At 63.0% G+C, this 14,720-nt stretch carries 14 protein-coding genes and 1 pseudogene; 6 read left to right on the top strand and 9 right to left on the bottom strand.

Annotated elements, in window-relative coordinates; translation table 11 throughout:
- Positions 1-11 precede the first annotated feature (11 nt).
- The gene (coxB, locus tag G3T16_RS09845; RefSeq protein WP_163495061.1) at positions 12-1,166 is read right to left on the bottom strand and encodes a cytochrome c oxidase subunit II; all 1,155 of its coding nucleotides are present in this window, start codon (positions 1,164-1,166) and stop codon (positions 12-14) included.
- 408 nt (positions 1,167-1,574) lie between these two features.
- On the bottom strand, positions 1,575-1,835 hold the full coding sequence (locus tag G3T16_RS09840) for a YheV family putative zinc ribbon protein (protein ID WP_163495059.1): 261 nt from the start codon (positions 1,833-1,835) through the stop codon (positions 1,575-1,577).
- Positions 1,836-1,917: 82 nt separating this feature from the next.
- Between G3T16_RS09840 and G3T16_RS09835 the strand changes: the two genes are divergently transcribed.
- On the top strand, positions 1,918-2,505 hold the full coding sequence (locus tag G3T16_RS09835; protein WP_163495057.1) for a gamma carbonic anhydrase family protein: 588 nt from the start codon (positions 1,918-1,920) through the stop codon (positions 2,503-2,505).
- A gap of 10 nt (positions 2,506-2,515) precedes the next feature.
- Here G3T16_RS09835 and aroE read toward each other — a convergent pair.
- The 6 genes and pseudogenes from aroE to G3T16_RS09805 form a co-directional block, all read right to left on the bottom strand.
- Positions 2,516-3,351, bottom strand: a pseudogene (gene aroE, locus G3T16_RS09830) (shikimate dehydrogenase).
- Between the two features lie 16 nt (positions 3,352-3,367).
- Positions 3,368-4,276 carry an oxygen-dependent coproporphyrinogen oxidase gene (gene hemF / locus G3T16_RS09825; RefSeq protein ID WP_163495055.1) on the bottom strand — a complete coding sequence of 303 codons (909 nt, stop codon included), beginning with the start codon at positions 4,274-4,276 and terminating at the stop codon, positions 3,368-3,370.
- 64 nt (positions 4,277-4,340) lie between these two features.
- Positions 4,341-4,898 (bottom strand): L-threonylcarbamoyladenylate synthase, encoded by a 558-nt coding sequence (locus G3T16_RS09820; protein WP_163495053.1) that lies wholly within the window; start codon positions 4,896-4,898, stop codon positions 4,341-4,343.
- Positions 4,899-4,901: 3 nt separating this feature from the next.
- Entirely contained in the window at positions 4,902-5,405 is a 504-nt protein-coding gene (gene purE / locus G3T16_RS09815; RefSeq protein WP_163495051.1) for a 5-(carboxyamino)imidazole ribonucleotide mutase, read from the bottom strand.
- An 83-nt stretch (positions 5,406-5,488) separates the two neighbouring features.
- A complete protein-coding gene (gene dprA, locus G3T16_RS09810) occupies positions 5,489-6,598 on the bottom strand; it encodes a DNA-processing protein DprA (protein ID WP_163495049.1) in 1,110 nt (369 codons plus the stop codon).
- A 75-nt stretch (positions 6,599-6,673) separates the two neighbouring features.
- Positions 6,674-7,708: a LysM peptidoglycan-binding domain-containing protein gene (locus G3T16_RS09805; RefSeq protein WP_163495047.1), complete on the bottom strand. Its 1,035-nt coding sequence runs from the start codon at positions 7,706-7,708 to the stop codon at positions 6,674-6,676.
- A 237-nt stretch (positions 7,709-7,945) separates the two neighbouring features.
- Here G3T16_RS09805 and def point away from each other — a divergent pair, with 237 nt between their 5' ends.
- The 5 genes from def to G3T16_RS09780 all read left to right on the top strand — a co-directional run bounded on the left by def (position 7,946) and on the right by G3T16_RS09780 (position 13,671).
- Complete coding sequence (def, locus tag G3T16_RS09800) at positions 7,946-8,452, top strand: peptide deformylase (protein ID WP_163495045.1); 507 nt, start codon at positions 7,946-7,948, stop codon at positions 8,450-8,452.
- 4 nt (positions 8,453-8,456) lie between these two features.
- Positions 8,457-9,431, top strand: coding sequence for a methionyl-tRNA formyltransferase (gene fmt, locus G3T16_RS09795; protein WP_163495043.1), 975 nt, complete (start codon positions 8,457-8,459; stop codon positions 9,429-9,431).
- A complete protein-coding gene (gene rsmB, locus G3T16_RS09790) occupies positions 9,431-10,732 on the top strand; it encodes a 16S rRNA (cytosine(967)-C(5))-methyltransferase RsmB (RefSeq protein WP_163495042.1) in 1,302 nt (433 codons plus the stop codon). The genes fmt and rsmB overlap by 1 nt, the downstream gene beginning before the upstream one ends.
- Positions 10,733-10,835: 103 nt before the next feature.
- Complete coding sequence (gene trkA, locus G3T16_RS09785; protein WP_163495041.1) at positions 10,836-12,212, top strand: Trk system potassium transporter TrkA; 1,377 nt, start codon at positions 10,836-10,838, stop codon at positions 12,210-12,212.
- 10 nt (positions 12,213-12,222) lie between these two features.
- Positions 12,223-13,671, top strand: coding sequence for a TrkH family potassium uptake protein (locus G3T16_RS09780; protein WP_163495040.1), 1,449 nt, complete (start codon positions 12,223-12,225; stop codon positions 13,669-13,671).
- A gap of 252 nt (positions 13,672-13,923) precedes the next feature.
- On the opposite strand, the gene djlA is transcribed toward G3T16_RS09780, so the two are convergent.
- Complete coding sequence (gene djlA, locus G3T16_RS09775) at positions 13,924-14,718, bottom strand: co-chaperone DjlA (protein ID WP_163495039.1); 795 nt, start codon at positions 14,716-14,718, stop codon at positions 13,924-13,926.
- Positions 14,719-14,720 lie beyond the last annotated feature (2 nt).

The raw sequence follows: 14,720 nt of genomic DNA, 5'->3' as shown, positions 1-14,720 counted from the left end.
AACTCCTCCAGTTAGCCCCGTTTGTGGTTGAACACGTCGATAGGCTGAACCATATCACCCATGTTGTTGCCAAATGCATTGCGTTGATACGTGATGACTGCAGCCATGTCCACGTCGTTCAGCTGGCCGCCAAAGGCCTGCATCGCAGTACCCGGAACGCCATTGATGCCGACCTCCAGGTGGCCACTGACTTCACCGGTAGCGATGGCGCCGCCCGCTATCGCCGTGCCCACGCCGCCCTCACCATTGGCACCATGGCAGGCCTGGCAGTTGCGCTCATAAACTGTCTTGCCGCGCTGCATCAATTCGTCCAGGGAAAAAGTCTGGGCCATCAATTCCTTGATTTCGGCCGCCTCGGCCTGTTTCTGGGACAACCACACGTCGTAGTCCTCCTGGCTGACGACGTTCACCACGATGGGCATAAAGCCGTGGTCCCTGCCACAAAGCTCTGCACACTGACCACGGTAGATGCCAATTTCGGAAGCCTTGCTCCAGGTTTCGTTGATAAAGCCCGGAATGGCGTCCTTTTTTACCGCCAGCTCGGGAACCCACCAGGAGTGAATTACGTCATTCGCTGTCACCAGGAAGCGGACCTTGGTGTCTACCGGGATGACCACCGGCTCGTCCACTTCCAGCAGGTAGTGTTCGCCCTTGAGTTCGGTGTTGTAGATTTCGCTCTGCGGAGTGCGCAGATTGCTGAAGAAGACTACATTCTCGCCTTCTTCATTCAGGTATTCGTACTTCCACTTCCACTGGTAGCCGGTAACCATGATGTCCAGTTCGGCGTCGTCGAAATCATAGATATCCAGCAGCGTTGAGGTGGCGGGTACGGCCATGCCGATCAGGATCAGGAAGGGCACGACAGTCCAGGCAATTTCCACCCGCGTGCTTTCATGAAATGTGGCCGGGGTCACACCGCGGGATTTGCGGTGATAGTAGATGGAATAGAACATCACCCCGAACACCAGCAAGCCAATAATCACGCAAATCCACAAGATGATCATGTGCAGGTCATAAATGCGGTGGCCGATCTCGGTAACGCCCGGGGGCATGTTCACCTCGTTCACCTTCGCATTCGCCGCCAGAGCACCGGCGCTGGCCAGACTCAGCAGCATCAGCACAGGACCAAGCGCCAGCCGGTACAGCCGCTTCGCTTTCAAAAACATTCCCCGTGTCTCCATTCCAGTAATCACAGATGTTCCTTCCAGCCAACACCGCAACAAGGCTTTTTTCGCCGCCGAACCATCGGGGCCATCCACGGCATGGAGACAATAGCGTTCCCGGGCCATGGCCCTTCTGTCGAGGAAGGGAAAAAGATGAGATGCGAGCTTGTATCGGCTACTTTCCGCCGGCCGCGGCGCCATGCCACGGTTCAGGGCCCCGGGATTATAGCGAACCTTGCCGCTAAAAAATACCAACCCGCTGATTTTATGGAGGTTTGACATCCCGCAGCCGAGTGGCTGTGAGCTGCTGCAACAGCAGCAGTAAAATCAACATATTGTGGAAAAAGCAGCCCACTGCTACCAAATATAGGGATTCATCCGGCCCGCGTGGCAATCGCCATAGAGCATGGCTCAGCCTTTTCTATCCCCCGGGTCGAGAATGCGCACCACGCTGGCCGGCGTATCCGCCCGTCTGGCCACGGCCCGGCTGACGCGGGTTGCGGGCTCGCTGGTGGTTACCGGGGTGTTGGCACCAGGACGCGCCTCCTGAAAACCGCAGGCGACGCATTCGCGCAGCTCGCTGTCGCGGTCCACCACGATCGTGTCCATCGCACTGCAACGCGGACACACGGCCCCGGCAATGAAACGACGGCGTACTGGAGGCTTGTGCATAGGCTATCCGGGGCCAATCGCTACTGGCCAGCTGCTTGACAGGCCGCTATTGTAACAGACTGGCCACAGGGAATTTGCAAACATGCGCGACTACAGCAACCGCAATGTGCGGAGTTTCGCCGGAAAATGGCCGCAACTGGGCGCCCGCGTTCTGATCGACCCCAGCGCCGTAGTGCTGGGGGACGTCGAGCTCGGAGACGATGTCTCAGTCTGGCCACAGGCCGTCATCCGTGGCGACATGCACCGCATCCGGGTCGGCGCCCGCAGCAGTGTACAGGACGGCAGTGTGCTGCATATCACCCATGCCGGACCTTACAATCCGGGGGGCTGGCCATTGTCGATAGGGATGGAAGTCACGATTGGCCACAATGCCACGCTGCACGGCTGTGCCATTGGTGACCGGGTCCTGGTGGGCATGGGTGCCATTGTCATGGACGGCGCGGTGGTGGAAGACGAAGTGGTGATCGCCGCCGGAGCCCTGGTGACACCGGGCAAGACATTGCGCCGGGGCTTTCTTTACGGCGGCAGCCCGGCGCGGGAAATGCGCCCGCTGAGTGAGGCAGAGCTGGGGTATTTCAGTTACAGCGCCAGCAACTATGTCAAGCTGAAGGAGCGTCACCTGACAGAACTGGCTGCGCCAGCCGGGACCGACGGGCCGGCCACGCCCTGAGGCGACTGCCTCAGGCCGCCGCCAGTCGATGGCGCATCTGGTGGATCACCGGCTGGGTGGCCGGACGCAGCGCACGCCAGCGGTAAAAAGACTCCGCTGCCTGCTCCACCAGCATCCCCAGCCCGTCTGCCACGGCCCAGGCAGCATTCTGCGCCGCCCAGCGCATGAAGATTGTCGGCTCCGCACCGTACAGCATATCGTAGCAGCAGCTGCGTTCGGTGAGCAGGCTGTCCGGCAGCGGCGGCATTTGACCCTGCAGACCGGCACTGGTGGCATTGATGACCAGATCGAATGCACGCCCCCGCAGCAAATCGAAGCCACCGCCCTGCAACTGGCCGAGATCGGCAAAGGCGCCGGCCAGCTCCTGCGCCCGGGCCGCGGTACGATTGACTATCAGCACCGATTCGGGCCGTTCCCGCAACAGCGGTTCGAGCACACCGCGCACCGCCCCCCCGCGCCCAGCAGCACTACGCGGCGCCCCTGTACTTGCCAACCGAGGTTGGCCACCATATCCCGCACCAGCCCTATGCCGTCTGTAGTATCACCGGCGATGCTGCCGTCTTCGCAGGCCGTCAGGGTATTGACTGCACCCGCCCGCCGGGCTCTGTCGGTCGTGGTGTCGGCAAAAGCGAAGGCGTCCTGCTTGAACGGCAAGGTCACGTTCAGGCCCCGCCCGCCGCTCGCAAAAAAGCTGCTGGCCGCCCGCGCAAAGCCGCCAATTTCCACCCGAACCGCACGGTACTGCAGCCGCTGGCCACATTGTTCCGCGAACGCTGCGTGGATTGCCGGCGACTTGCTGTGCTTGATGGGATTGCCGAAAACAGCGTACTTGTCCTGTTGGGTCATGGTCAGGATTCCCGTGTCACTCTGCCAATAGCCAGTCGCGAGGCTGCAGAAAGTAGTCGGTAAGTGCCGCCTCGGGGGATCCCGGCGGCGGCTGGTAAGCATATTCCCAGCGCACCAGCGGCGGCAGGGACATCAGGATGGCCTCGGTGCGGCCGTCGGACTGCAGGCCAAACAGCGTACCCCTGTCATACACCAGATTGAACTCGACGTAGCGACCGCGGCGATAGAGCTGGAACTGCCGCTCCCGCTCGCTCCACGGCTCAGTCTTGCGGCGCTGGACAATGGGCTGGTAGGCCGGCAGGTAGGAGTCACCGATCGCACGCATGAAGGCGAAGCAGCGTTCGAAGCTACCTTCACACAGATCGTCGAAGAACAATCCTCCGATACCGCGCGCTTCGCGGCGGTGCGGCAGGTAGAAATAGTCGTCACACCAGCGCTTGTAGCGGGGATAGATGTCAGCTCCAAAAGGCTGGCAGGCCGCCGCCGCGACGCGGTGCCAGTGCACACAATCCTCCGCGTAGCCGTAGTAGGGCGTCAGGTCATAGCCTCCGCCGAACCACCATATCGGCTCCTCACCGGATTTCTCAGCCACGAACAATCGCACGTTGGCATGGGAGGTCGGTACATGCGGATTGCGGGGATGTATCACCAGCGACACGCCCATCGCCTGAAACCCGCGCCCGGCCAGTTCTGGCCGTGCGGCCGAGGCCGAGGCCGGCAGGCTGGCGCCGGTGACATGGGAGAAGTTGACCCCGGCCTTTTCAAACACTGCACCGTCTGCCAATACGCGGCTGCGGCCGCCACCGCCCTCTGGCCGCTGCCAGGTATCGACGATGAATTCCCGCTCCCCGTCCTCCGCCGCCAGTGCTTCACACAGACTCTGCTGGAGTTGCAACAAATAGGATTTAACTGCTTCTACGTGCATGCGTGTACCGGACCCGTGGTGTTTGTTGGCGCGACATTATACGTGGCCCCCACCGTAGACCCCACTAGGATCGAATAATTCGATCGGTCAAAAGATCGCGGATTACCGACGGCCGCGCGGCCGTGCCCACCGCTCCCGGCACTATATAGTCCAGTTGCTGGCGGAAGTACCGTCGCACCTGAAAAGCTGTCGTGGCTGGCTTGCAGCCCGCCGGATTTGCCGAGGTCGATACCAGCGGGCCGCCCCAGGCATGGCACAGGGCAGCGACCACTGGGTGAGCACTTACTCTCAGCGCTACCGTGTCATGGTCTCCATGTACCCATGGTGGCAGCCGGCCGCCGTGGGGAACGAGCCAGGTAGTGGGGCCAGGCCAGGACAGGGACAGCTTGCTGCGCTGGGCCTCAGTCAACGGCGCCAGCAGCGGTTGCAGCTGCGCCGCGCTGGCCGCTACCAGTATCAGCCCCTTTTCCAGTGGCCGCTGTTTCAGTTCGAGCAGGCGCGAGACTGCTTCCGGGTTGTCCGGATCGCAACTCAGGCCCCAGACAGCCTCGGTAGGACAGGCCAGCACACCGCCCTGTGCCAGCGCGCGCACGGCTGCCCGCAGATGGAGGTCGGAGACCAAGGATCAGGCCCGCAGGGAGTCCTGCAGGGCCTTGTCCTTGGTCCGGATCGCCTCGGCGTTGTCACTGCGCTCGTCCCGCAGCTTGCGCGCCAGTTCCGGGTCGGCGACCGCCAGAATCTGGGCGGCCAGATAGGCGGCATTTTTGGCGCCGGCCTTGCCGATTGCCACGGATGCCACGGGGATACCCGCGGGCATCTGCACGGTGGACAACAGTGCATCCAGGCCGTCCAGCGAGGCATTCATCGGCACGCCGATGACCGGTTTGACGGTGGTCGCCGCTACCGCTCCGGCCAGATGCGCGGCCATGCCGGCGGCGGCAATGAATACCGCACAGCCACGTTGGTCGGCGTCCTGCACAAATTCCTTGGTGACCTCCGGAGTGCGGTGCGCCGAAGTGATACGGGCCTCGAACGGAATTCCGAAGCTGCGCAGGACCGCAAAACTGGCCTCCATCACAGGCAGGTCGGAATCGGACCCCATGACGATGGCAACGAAGGGTTTGCTCATGATGTACCTCCAGCAGTGGATGGGCGGGGGATCAGGGGAGGGCGAAATTTACCCACTTGGCCGCCACAAGGCAAGCGCTGTCGTCAACAGCGCAGATACGCTCCCCCGCGCCGGCTGACATGACCTGCCGCTTCCAGCGCCGATAGCGCAGCCAACACCTCGGCCACCGGACGGCCACTACAATGCACCAGCTCCTGCACGGTGACCCGTTCAAAGCCTACCATATCCAGCAGCTGGTGCTGTTCCGGCGACAGTGCGGCAGGGGCGGGGCTTGCCAGCTCCAGTTCACCCTGCAGCCGGTGCAGGCTGCCCAGTTCCGCCAGGATGTCCTGTGCCGACTCCACCATCACCGCACCGTCGCGCAGCAGCCGCAGACAACCGTGTCCGCCGCGATGTTCCGGAAACCAGGGCACCGCAAAGACTTCCCTGCCCTGTTCCAGCGCCGTCCCGGCGGTAATCAGGGAGCCGCTGGGCAGCGCCGCCTCCACCACCAGCACGCCCAGTGAAAGACCGCTGATAATCCGGTTGCGGGCCGGGAAGTGCCGGGGCAGCGGCGGCGTCAGCGGCGGGAACTCACTCACCAGACAGCCCTGCTGCTGCAACTGCAGTGCGAGCTGACGATGGCGCCGGGGGTAGATGGCGTCCACGCCGGTAGCCATCACGGCAACGCTGCCACCCCCTGCCTGCAGGGCACCCTCGTGGGCGGCACCGTCAATGCCCAACGCCAGACCACTGGTGACGGCGAGACCGGCATCTGCTGCGGCAGCGGCCAGGAAGCGGGCATAGCGTAAACCGGCCGGGCTGGCCTTGCGGCTGCCCACGATGGCCAGCTGGGGTTGGCGCAGCACTTCGGGCTGCCCGCGCAGGTACAACAGCGGTGGCGGATCGTGAATCGTGGCCAGCAGTCCCGGGTAGCCGGGTTCGCCCAGCGCCAGCACATGGCCGTCGACCCCGAGCAGGGCGTCGAGCTGGCGATCGACGTCTCCCAGCGCCTGGGGGTGCTTGCCGCGGCGCCGGGCCAGGCCGATATCATGCCAGGCGGCCGCAGAAATACCCGGCGGTGGCCCGGTATCTCCGGCCTCATACAGTGCGCTGACAGAACCGTAGTGCGACAGCAGAAGGCGCAACTGCCCGTTGTCGAGACTGGGAAGACTGTGCAGCAACAGGCACAGGCGGGTGTGAGCGGCATCCATCAACATCATCCTTGACGTCGGGTCCCTGAGGGAAAATCATTGGGGCCGGTGGGTCGTTCCCGGCCGGCGGCGCGCTCAGGGGTTCTTGATCTTGTCCAGCACCTTCAGCGGACGGCTGGCCTTCAGCACCAGCGCGTAGCTGGCTTTCTCAAACACTTCAAATACCATCAACAGGCCCGCCCGGGTATCCGGCAAAGTGACATTCTGGCGCGCCACCTGGTCGAATACCCGCTCACCCGCCTGGTATATGGCCAGGACATGCCCGACCTCCAGCCCCTCGCGGGCACCGCGATTGAGCACCACGATATTGTTGATACCTATCTGGCTGACACCACCGTCAACCGCAATCATCAGGCCGCCGGCTACTTCGGAGTCCGGCGCCCGCGGCTGGAAGGTGGCCTCCAGCACTCGGTCCTCCTGGGGCAGAAAGCGGTCACCAGTGCGCACTTCCTCCGTCACGCGGGTGATCTCGAGCTCGGTGACATCGTCGCCATTACCCCCGAGCCGCCGGGCATTACCGATATCCATGGCCTGATAGCCCAGTAGTTCGCCGGTCAGCGGATCCCGATAGGTGTCGCCGGCGCGGAAAATGCCAAAACTGCGCTCTCCCTCCGGAAACGGGCCGCGGCCGTAGACGCGATCGCCGGGAGCGCTGAGCAGATGGCCCTGATCGGCAGCCACCAGGTAGGCGGAATTGTTCAGGTCCTCCGCCGGCAGGATGCGGTGGCGCCGAAGAAAGGCGCCGATCTCGTCCAGCGGGATCAGCGGTATCGCCAGGTCCAGCGAGCTTACCCGCATGCCCGGCTTCAGCTTGACGTCACGGCCGCGCCGCAGGCGCAGCCGTGGCTGGCCATCGACCCAAGTGAGATACAGTTCGTCACCGGGATAAATCAGATGCGGGTTATCAATCTGCGGATTCACATCCCACAGTTCGGGCCACAGCCAGGGTTGCCGCAGATACATGCCGGAGATGCCCCAGAGCGTGTCACCCTTTTTGACAGTATAGGTCTCCGGCACATCGTCATTGAGCTCCACCGCTGCGTGCAGCCAGGCGCTGAACAGCAGGCCGCAAAGCGCCAGCAGCGAGATCGGGAACGACTTCGTTTTCATGATTCCATCCAGCGAGACCCTGTTATTATCCCCCTGCCGTCACGGGCCGGCAGCCTTCCCTCTGCAGCCAGCTGCGGCACAGCCACTGTACTCAGCCAGTACTGACAGGCAGTGCTGGGCACTGCCTTGCCAGCAGTTATATAATAGCCACAGTTTGCGTTGGGCCCGCTTCCGAGGCAAGCCCAAATGTGACTAATTCACCATTGCAGCAAGCAGTCAGACAAGGCCTCAGACACCATGGCAGTACTCGATATTCTGGAATTCCCCGACCCCCGCCTGCGGACCCGGGCCAAACCGGTTGCCGCTGTCACGGATGCCACCCGCGCGCTGATCGACGACATGTTTGAAACCATGTATGCGGCGCCCGGTATCGGGCTGGCCGCCACCCAGGTCAACGTGCATCAACGCCTGCTGGTCATCGACGTGAGCGGGGACCAGAGTGAACCGCTGGTCTTCATCAATCCGGAGATAAGCGTACTGGATCCCGAACTGGGGGAATATGACGAGGGCTGCCTGTCGGTCCCCGGTTTCTATGAGACAGTGCAACGCCCCCAGCGTGTGTCCGCCACGGCGCTGGATCGCGACGGCAAACCGTTCGTCCGGGAGCTCGAGGGTCTGCTGGCGGTTTGCCTGCAACACGAGATCGACCATCTGGACGGCAAGCTGTTCGTCGACTACCTCTCTCCACTCAAACGCCAGCGCATCCGCAAGAAGCTGGAGAAAGAACATCGGCACCGGGCCTGAGCCGGTGCCCGCCAAGCCGCTGCGCGTCATATTTGCCGGCACCCCGGAATTTGCCGCCACTCATCTGCGGGCCCTGCTGGATAGCCCGCACACAATCGTCGCGGTCTATACCCAACCCGACCGGCGCGCCGGGAGGGGCAAGAAACTGCAGGCCAGCCCGGTCAAACTCTGTGCCCGGGAAGCGGGCCTCGCGGTGGAGCAGCCACCCGGCTTGCGCGATCCCGCGGCACAGGCGCACCTGACGGCACTGCAGGCAGATGTAATGGTAGTGGTTGCCTACGGACTGCTGCTACCGCAGCCGGTGCTGGAGGCGCCACGGTTCGGCTGCATCAACGTACACGCTTCGCTGTTGCCGCGCTGGCGGGGCGCGGCACCCATTCAGCGTGCCATCGCCGCCGGCGACCGCGAGAGCGGGATAACAATCATGCAAATGGACGCCGGCCTGGATACCGGCGCCATGCTGGCCACCGCGCGCTGCCCGATCGGCCCCCGCACCACCGCGGCCGGGCTGCACGACAGTCTGGCCAAGTTGGGGCCACCGCTGTTGCTGAGCGTCCTGGCGGATCTGCCGGCGGCGCTGACCACGGCCGTGCCCCAGAATGACGCAGCTGCCACCTACGCCCACAAGCTGACGAAGGCGGAGGCCAATCTGGACTGGCACCTGGATGCAGCAACTCTGGCCAGGGCAGTGCGGGCATTCAATCCTTTTCCGGTCTGCTACAGCAGCCTGCGGGGCGAGCGGGTACGCATATGGCAAGCAACGGCCCTGGAGGACACCGCCACGGGTCTGGTTCCCGGAACCATTGTGCGGGCCGACAGCACGGGGATCGTTGTCGCTTGTGGTGAGGGTGCCCTGCGCCTGGAGGTACTGCAACTGGCAGGGGGCAAGCCGCTCGACAGCGGCGAGCTCCTGCACGCCAGGGCTGCGCTGTTCGGCGCCGGCGAACAGTTCGATCCACCTGCACCGGAGCCCGGCTGATGCGCCCTGCAAAGGGTGGCACGATAGCGGACACCCGCGCCGCGGCGGCCACAGTTGTAGCCCAGGTGCTGGAAGGCGCGTCGCTGAACCAGGTGCTGCCTGCGGCGCTGGATACCGTAGCGTCACGCGATCGCAGCCTGTTGCAGCAGTTGTGCTACGGCACCCTGCGCGAATACCCGCGCCTGCAGCCACAACTGGCCCGACTGCTGGCGAAACCACTGCGAAGCCGGGACCGCGAGGTGGAGGCGTTGCTGCTGGCGGGTCTGTACCAGCTCAGTGCCACGCGGATTCCGGATCACGCCGCAGTCGCGGCCACCGTCGCCGCTGCCACCGCATTATCCCGCCCCTGGGCCAAGGGACTGTGCAACGCAGTGCTGCGGCGCTACCTGCGCGAGCGCGAGGTGTTGGCTGCGCAGCTCGATGACGCTGCCGCTGCAGCCCATCCGCAGTGGTTGTACCAGGCCATTCATAGAGAGTGGCCGCAGCAGGCGGCGGCCATCATCGCCGCCAACAATGCGCAACCGCCAATGGTGCTGCGAGTCAACCGCCGGCTCGGCAGCCGTGAGGACTATCTGGCCACACTGGCTGCAAACGGCATCGAAGCAAGCGCAGGCAGCCTGGCGGCGGAGGCGATTTACCTCGCCCAGCCAATGGACGTCAGCGCACTGCCCGGTTTTGCCGATGGCAGGGTGAGCATACAGGATGAGGCGGCCCAGCTTGCCGCCCGGCTGCTGCAGGCCACACCCGGAGACCGGGTGCTGGATGCCTGCGCTGCCCCCGGCGGCAAAACCTGCCACCTGCTGGAACTGGACCCTACCCTGCGGCTGGTGGCGATGGATGTCGACCCGCAACGACTGCGGCGGGTCCGCGAAAACCTGCAGCGCCTGTCCCTGGATGCCGAGGTGCTGACGGAAGACGCGGCGGCACCGGTGCAACTGCAGGGCCAGCGCTTCCAGCGTATTCTGGTGGACGCGCCCTGTTCCGCCAGCGGGGTCGTTCGCCGCCATCCGGATATCAAGGTACTGCGCCGGCCAGCGGATATCGGCAGCTTTGCGGCACAACAACTGGCTATACTGCGGGGCCTGTGGCCACTGCTGGCGCCCGGCGGGCGGCTGCTGTATGTCACCTGTTCGGTGTTGGAAGAAGAAAACAGCGGCGTGTTACAGCAGTTTCTGCAGGCCACGCCGGAAGCGATACTGCTGCCAGCGCCGGTCGGCGAGCTCCGTCCCTGCGGCGGTCAGTTGCTGCCGCAGGTACAGGGGCCGGACGGATTATTCTACGGCATTGTGCAACGCCCATGATAAAACGCGGCCGCTCACGGAATTCCTTCGTCCGGCAAAAACACTTACATTCCCCCAGTCTTTTCATTAAGGTGCAGGGAATTTTACGCGGGTTTCACCAGCGATGAAGATCATCATCCTCGGTGCCGGCCAGGTGGGCGGCACTCTGGCAGAACATCTGGCCAATGAACAGAATGACATCACTGTCGTGGATACCGACAGCGAGCGTTTACGGGCCCTGCAGGATCATCTCGATGTCGGTACTGTCACCGGCGGCGCCTCCTATCCTGACACGTTGTTGCGGGCCGGCGCGGAGGATGCCGACATGGTGATCGCCGTTACCAACAGCGATGAGATCAACATGATGGCCTGCCAGATTGCACATTCGCTGTTCAACACCCCCACCAAGATTTCCAGAGTGCGCTCGCCCAATTACCTGGCCTACCAGGACCGCCTGTTTACCCCTGAGCATGTGCCGGTCGATGTGATCATCGGTCCCGAGCAACTGGTCACCAAGAACATTGTCGAACTCATTGCCAATCCCGGTGCGCTGCAGGTACTGGATTTTGCCGATGGCCGGATACAGCTGGTCGCGGTGCGTGCCTATCACGGCGGCCCCATCGTCGGCCACCAGCTGCAGGATATCCGCCAGCACATGCCCAAGGTGGACACCCGGGTGGCCGCCATTTTCCGCCAGGACCGGGCCATCATCCCCGAGGGCGATACGGTGGTGGAGGCAGACGACGAGGTGTTTTTCATCGCCGCGCGCAAACACATCCGAGCGGTCATGTCGGAACTGCGCAAGGTCGACAAGCCCTATCGACGGGTGATGATTGCCGGTGGTGGCAACATCGGCGCCACCCTCGCCCAGAGCATCGAGCAAAACTACCAGGTAAAGGTGATAGAGCAGTCCTACGAGCGCTGCCGTTTCCTGTCCGAGTCGCTGAAGCAGGCCATCGTCCTGCACGGCAGCGCCTCGGAGCCGCAGCTGCTGTCGGCGGAGAATATCGAGGCCACCGACGTCTTCTGCGCGCTGACCAACAACGACGAATCCAATATCATGATGTCCATGCTGGCCAAGCGTATGGGGGCGAAGAAGGTGATCACGCTGATCACCAACGCCGCCTACGCCGACCTGGTGGGGGACGAAATCGACATCGCCATCTCTCCCCAGCAGATTACCATCGGCAGTCTGCTGACGCATATTCGCCGCGGAGACATCAGCAACGTCCACTCACTGCGCCGCGGCGCGGCCGAGGCCATCGAGGTGACCGCGCGGGGCGACCCTTATTCCTCTCGCGTGGTTGGCCGGCGCCTGGACGAAATTGCCCTGCCCGATGGGGTGACTATTGGCGCTCTGGTCCGCGGGGATGACGTGCTGATTGCCCATCGCCACGTGGTGGTGGAGACCGGCGACCACGTGGTGCTGTTCCTGGTGGACCGCGGCAAGATCTCGGCCGTGGAAAAACTGTTTTCCGTCGGTTTCGGCTTCTTCTCCTGACCCGCCGCCCATGCACCTGAGTATTTCAATGCGGATCCTGGGCCTGTTGCTGATGCTGTTCAGCACCACGCTGCTGGCCCCGCTGGTGGTGGCGCTGCTGGATGACGACGACACCGTAGCCAGCTTCCTCGGCGCGCTGGGCCTTACCTTTGCCGCAGGGCTGGCGCTGTGGTTGCCGGTTCAGCATGTCCGGCACGAACTGCGGATACGCGACGGCTTCCTGGTTACCTCACTGTTCTGGACGGTACTCGGGATTTTCGGTGCGCTGCCCCTGGCGCTGACCGAGACCCTGCAACTGAGCCCGATGGAAGCCATTTTCGAATCCATCTCGGGCCTCACCACCACCGGCGCCACCGTCATTACCGGCCTGGACCATCTACCCCGGTCGATATTGATTTACCGCCAGCTGCTGCAATGGCTGGGCGGCATCGGCATCATCGTGATTGCGGTTGCCATTCTACCGATGCTGGGAATCGGCGGCATGCAACTGTACCGGGCCGAGATACCCGGCCCCACCAAGGACCGCAAGCTGACTCCGCGCATCGCCGAAACCGCCAAGGCGCTGTTCACCGTCTATGTGGTCCTCACCGGAGTCTGCGCGCTGGCCTACTATGTGGCCGGGATGTCGGGGTTCGACGCCGTTGCCCATGCTTTTTCGACGGTGGCCATCGGTGGCTTCTCCACCCATGACAGCAGCATGGGCTACTTCGACAGCAATACCATCCTGTTGATCTGCAGCCTGTTCATGACCGTCTCCGCGATGAATTTCGGCCTGCACTTTCTCGCCCTGCGACGCCGCAGCCTGGGCAATTACCGGCAGGATTCCGAGTCGCGCTTCTTCCTCGGCGTGCTGCTTACCGGTATAGCGATCACCTGCAGCTACCTGATCATCAGCGAGACCCTGCCACTGGGCGACAGCCTGGTGCACGGCCTGTTCCAGACCGTGTCCATCGCCACCACCACCGGCTTCGCCACCCAGGATTTTTCCGTCTGGCCCACCTTCCTGCCGATGCTGCTGCTGATGTTTTCCTTCATGGGTGGTTGCGTGGGCTCCACCGCCGGCGGCATCAAGGCCGTGCGCACGATGCTCATCTGCAAGCAGGGTATCCGCGAAATGAAACAGCTGGTCCACCCCAAGGCGGTGATCCCACTCAAGGTGGGCAGGCGCCGCGTGGACGCGAAGATCATCAGTGCCGTGTGGAGTTTTTTTGCAGTCTACATGTTTGTTTTCGTGACCGTGATGCTGCTGCTGATGGCTACCGGGCTGGATTTTCTCACAGCATTTTCAGCCGTGGCAGCCTCCCTGAACAACCTCGGCCCGGGCCTCGGCGATGTGGCCGCGAATTACGCCGGTATCAATGACACTGCAAAGGCCCTCCTTTGCCTCGCCATGCTGCTCGGGCGGCTGGAGATTTTCACGCTGCTGGTACTGTTCACACCGATGTTCTGGCGTATCTAACATCCCGTCAAAATTTTCTTGAAGGATAAATGGCACTCACTTTAACTCACGCTGGTGGCAGGTCAGCGTTCTGGGAGGGTGCTTTCGAGACCGTATGCGACATGGATGTCGCATCCGAGCCCCCACGGATGGGTTCACGGCGTGTCTCGAAAGCACCCTCCCAGGACGCTGACCGGGCTAAGAAATCCAACAACCCTTAAGTAAACGCCATTCAGCTTGAAGAAGTACCGTGGTACAGCGACCTAATATGCCCTAACCGCGGGCCGCGCGGTGCTTGCGAATCAACTCGTAGGCCGCGGTGATCTCCTGGGACTTCTCGGTGGCCAGCTTGAGCATGTCCTCCGGTACGCCCTTCGCGATAAGCTTGTCCGGGTGGTGCTCACTCATCAACTTGCGATAGACCCGCTTCAGCTCGCGGTCGTTGATCTCCGGGCTCACGCCCAGGGCGGTGTAGGCCGCCTGTAGCCGGTCCGGGCTGTCGGGCTGGCTGGCACCGCCGCTGTGGAACTGCTCCTGGGCCCGGGCCATTCTCAATAACTGATCCAGCTGCGCCGCGCTGAAACCCAGCAAACTCGCGATACGCTGCAGTACCTGTTGTTCCTCGGGCTGCAACTGGTGATCCGCCAGTGCCAGCGAAATCAGGAATAACAGCAGGGTCTGGCGCAGCTGCGGCTGGCGGCCGCAGACTTCCATGAAGGCCGAGACCGCGGCATCCAGCTCGAATTCCGGCGCCGAGCCACGCCGGAACAGGTCTATCGCGCGCTGCCGCTGGGTACCGTCCAGCCCCATTTGCTGGATAATCATTTCCGTGTGGTCGACTTCCTGCTGGGAAATACGGCCGTCAGCCTTGGCCAGATGACCCAGCAGCAGGAAGATGGTTTCGAAGAATTGCTGTTTGATCCGGGCAATATTCTCAGGCGACCCGGCCTGAAAGACCCGTCCCAGGCCGCGATCAAAACTGTGGCCGATAATGACCCCGATAATCAGGCCTATGGGGCCGAACACCAGCAGACCGATAAGGCCCGCAATCAACTTGCCGTAAAACATGA

Source organism: Kineobactrum salinum, from assembly GCF_010669285.1.
GTDB classification, from domain to species: domain Bacteria; phylum Pseudomonadota; class Gammaproteobacteria; order Pseudomonadales; family Halieaceae; genus Kineobactrum; species Kineobactrum salinum.
Note: the sequence above shows the minus strand (reverse complement) of the source record. Positions and strands in the feature narration are given on the sequence as shown.